The 2,979-nt window shown below is 61.0% G+C and carries 3 protein-coding genes, 1 tRNA gene and 1 pseudogene; 1 reads left to right on the top strand and 4 read right to left on the bottom strand.

Translation table 11 applies throughout. The features are described from left to right. Nucleotides 1-49: 49 nt before the first annotated feature. From V5A26_RS11340 to V5A26_RS11325, 4 genes are all read right to left on the bottom strand, one after another. Nucleotides 50-123, bottom strand: a tRNA-Ile gene (locus tag V5A26_RS11340). Nucleotides 124-207: 84 nt separating this feature from the next. Further along, nucleotides 208-774, bottom strand: coding sequence for an FxsA family protein (locus V5A26_RS11335; protein WP_332321105.1), 567 nt, complete (start codon nucleotides 772-774; stop codon nucleotides 208-210). A gap of 64 nt (nucleotides 775-838) precedes the next feature. After that, complete coding sequence (mptA, locus tag V5A26_RS11330; RefSeq protein WP_332321104.1) at nucleotides 839-1,771, bottom strand: GTP cyclohydrolase MptA; 933 nt, start codon at nucleotides 1,769-1,771, stop codon at nucleotides 839-841. 60 nt (nucleotides 1,772-1,831) lie between these two features. Continuing rightward, a complete protein-coding gene (locus V5A26_RS11325) occupies nucleotides 1,832-2,653 on the bottom strand; it encodes an NAD(+)/NADH kinase (protein WP_332321103.1) in 822 nt (273 codons plus the stop codon). Between the two features lie 92 nt (nucleotides 2,654-2,745). Between V5A26_RS11325 and V5A26_RS11320 the strand changes: the two are divergent. After that, nucleotides 2,746-2,979, top strand: a pseudogene (locus V5A26_RS11320) (hypothetical protein); the annotation flags it as partial.

Raw genomic sequence — 2,979 nt, 5'->3', positions numbered from 1 at the left:
CGAAGCGACACAGCGAGCTGGTCGCTTCGTGGTTTGAGTCACACAGAAGTGGGCCAGTGCGGATTTGAACCGCAAGCCTCCACCTTATCAGAGTGGCGCTCTACCTAATTGAGCTACTGGCCCTGACAACTGCGGATTGCCCGCTGGCAAGTAAAAGGGTTTCCTTTCGCCGCCCGGCGGCGTGGCGACCGCTTCGAGACCGCAGGGCTACTCCTTGTCATTGCCCGACGAAACGTCGTACTCGTCCGGCCCGAGATCGACGGTAGCTCCCCCGCTTGACCTTCCCGTTCCTGAATCCGGTCCCGGAGCCCCGGGTCCACCTGGACCTGTCGCTCCCTCGTTTGGGCCGTTCGAACCCGGGAATCCGGCAGTGTAGACGTTTCCCGTCGCAAAACCGCCCGTTTTCTTTTCGAGGACCGGAGTGATGACGTAACGCTTGAGGAGGATCCGAATCGGGATTCGGGTGAGTGGAAGGGCCAGGAGGAACCCGACGGCGTCGGTGACCAGTCCCGGTGTCAACAGAAAGGCCCCTGCCGCAATGAGCAGGCCCCCGTCCACGACCTGATTGGTGGGGAGATCGCCTTGTGCAAGTGATTGTTGGATCCGACGGAGCGTGTGACGCCCCTCCGCCCTGACGAAGAGCATCCCGAGCAGGGCCGTTAGAACGACCAGCGCAACTGTCGGGACCCAGCCGATTGCGCCGGCGACGACCACCAGGAGGGCGATATCAGCGAGGGGAATGAGCAGGAGGGCGATTAGCAGCCAACGCAGCATGGCTGTTCGTAGCGTGCTTTCGTGTATAACTGTTCGGCCATGGGATTCAGCAATTGATGCCGGACTATTGGCCGTTGACTTCCCCTCGCAGATCGGCCATTGTGGCGATGCGTTCGGCGTGCGCGTCGTGCTGGTGGATCGATTCCTCGTTTTCCTGCTTCATCGTGATGATGGCATTGTCGTCGACGGCATCACAGGTATCGACGACTTGCTCGGCCATCGACCGCACACAGTCCTCGACAAAGCGAGCGTTGACGTGGGCCTGATAGGTCATGTGGTCCTCGTCCGGTCGCTTGGCCATGTTGTAGATGCGAGCGCTCATCGCGTCGCGAGCGATCTCGACTAGATCCCGGAAGTCGACTTCCGGATCCCCGGGGGCCGTGACCGTCAGTGTGGCGTGCCCCCGTTGTGAGTGACCAGCTTGTGGAACTTCTGCGAGGAACTCGTTGACGGAATCCGGCTCGACCGAAAGGTCCTCTAACTTCTCTCGTGCGCGCTCTTCCATCATGCCCTGGGAACACGGACAGACCGTCATCCCGTCAACTCGGGCCCCGATCTCCTCCCGGGTTTCTTTACCCTCATTGGCCGTTGCACTTGCGATGAAGTCGACGCGACCCTGGGCCGACCGTTCCGTGGCCGGCGTCTCGTCTCGGATCATGTACTCGGCCTCCATTTTCACCATGGCCTTCGTGGTGTACTCGTGTTTCTTGAGGAGCCGTTCGGCGACTTCCCCGCACATCTCCTCGACCCTGTAGACCGGTTCGCTGACCGCGTCCTCCAGGGTCTCGTCGATGACCTCCATGTTTCTGGACATGTCCAGACCTTTCCGTTTGCGCGGGAGGTCGACGTAGACCTCGAACTCGGCCATCAACACGAGCGGTCGACCAGTCGGGCGGCCGATCTTGACGAGTTTTTCAACACCGGTGACTCCGACGCGTTCGAGTCCCACGGTTACGTCCGGCTCAGTCGCTTGCGGGTCCGGGAGCTCGTGACTCATACAACACTGATTGGAGAGTCCCCAGGTTTACCCTTTCCATTGCGGTTGAGGCGGCCCCAATCACTCCAGTTTCCCGAGCGCCTCGAAGAACGCAGTCCCTGGGCCGGCAACTTTGGCCGGTTCGGCAGCGGTAACCGTAACTTCAGTCGGCGGCGTGATCGTCCGGTGTTCTGACCCATCACTGGACACGACTGCGGCGGCGGCCCCCGAGATGGCGATTTCGATGTCCGCGTCCTCCGACACAATGAGTGGTGGCATCGCCTTTCTGCCGGCCATTATGTTGATGACGAAGCCATCGATCTGTGGATGGACCAATGGCCCTTCTTCGCTCAAATTGTATGCGGTACTCCCGGTGGGGGTCGCCACCAGGACCCCGTCCGCGCGGGTCGAGTCATACACTGATCCGTCGACACGGATCTCGAGGTTCAGGCCGTCCGCGTGGCCCCGTCGATGTCCCTGGACGAGGACTTCGTTGAGGGCCGGCGAAAGTCCCCAATCAGAGCCGGAGAGTCGAACACGAGGGACTTCCCGATGGCTAATGGTTCCGGTCTCACGATACTGGACTGCCTCCCCTTCGATCGTTTCGATTGCGTGTTCGGGCGTGACTGTGTTGAGAAACCCGACCTCGCCGAGGTTAACGCCAATAATCGGCGTGGAGCCGGCCCCCTTCGCGGCGAAAAGGAAGGTTCCGTCACCACCGATCGAGACCACGAGGTCACACTCGTCCATCGATTGGACGTCACATTCGGCCACATCGATATCCGACGCGGTACGGGGGTCACCATGGACGTCCGTCTGCGGTCCGGCGAGTCGTTCGGCGACCGACGCCGCCAACTCGATCGCCCGATTGTTGTCCCGTTGGGCGACGATTCCGACGATCATACGAAGAGTCCGGGCCGCCACTACAAAAATCACCGCACACGGGAAAGGTACTTGGGCCATACAGACGCAGAGCAAGACAGAGACATCTCGCCATGGCCGAAGACGACGTCGATGAGGAGGATTGGTTCGAGCAGGCCGTCTCGGAGGAGCCCACAGAACAGGATGAATCAGCGGCCGAGTCGCCCACAGAACAGGACGATTCAGTGGCCGAGACGCCCACAGAACAGGACGAATCAGCGGCCGAGACGCCCACAGAACAGGACGATTCAGTGGCCGAGACGCCCACAGAACAGGACGATTCAGTGGCCGAGACGCCCACAGAACAG

The sequence above is a fragment of the Halodesulfurarchaeum sp. genome (assembly GCF_036626455.1).
Taxonomy (GTDB): Archaea; Halobacteriota; Halobacteria; order Halobacteriales; family Halobacteriaceae; genus Halodesulfurarchaeum.
Note: the sequence above shows the minus strand (reverse complement) of the source record. Positions and strands in the feature narration are given on the sequence as shown.